1 protein-coding gene is annotated in these 564 nt (G+C 57.4%); it reads left to right on the top strand.

From position 1 onward, the window contains the following. A partial coding sequence (locus QT222_RS00065) for a hypothetical protein (RefSeq protein WP_491475906.1) occupies positions 1-365 on the top strand: 365 nt, incomplete at its 5' end. Positions 366-564 lie beyond the last annotated feature (199 nt).

The following is a 564-nucleotide window of genomic DNA, read 5'->3' as shown; positions in this document are numbered from 1 at the left end:
ATCCCAACAATGAGTCCTTCGACGAAGCGCTCAACGAGGAAGTGGTTGAACTCAACGACTTCTACACGCAGAAGGGCTACACCGGTTCCGCTGCCGTGGAGCGGGCTGTCGAAGTGCTGGCCGCTCAGCATGGGCTCAAGCCGGCCAATGCCGAACCGGAACCGCAGCCGAAGAAACCGGAGCGCAGCACCAAGCCGAACGTCGAGAAGAAGATGGACGTTGCCAACAAGCAGCCCTCGGAACCGACGAATCGGCGTGGTAACCGCCAGAGCCCAGAGGAAACGGCGGATGTCACCAATCTCGATGACGAGGAACTGATGGCACTGCCGGAAAACGTCCGGGCCCGGTTGCGTGGTGATATGTAACTGTTTGCGCTGAGATATGCGCAGTGCTAATATACCGGTAGCGAATACCCGCTACCGGTATTTTTACGTGTGCTCTTGACGAAACAAAGAGCCGGAATCGCCCCCCGTTAATGAGGCGCTCTGTGTAGATCGTTGGTCCACGAAACGGGCAGTGAGAGATGAACGATGAGCCTCGCGTTCTGCCTACGTGTATCCGCAG

The sequence above is a fragment of the Haloferax sp. s1 genome (assembly GCF_058382125.1).
This window is presented reverse-complemented; position numbering and strand designations above follow the sequence as displayed.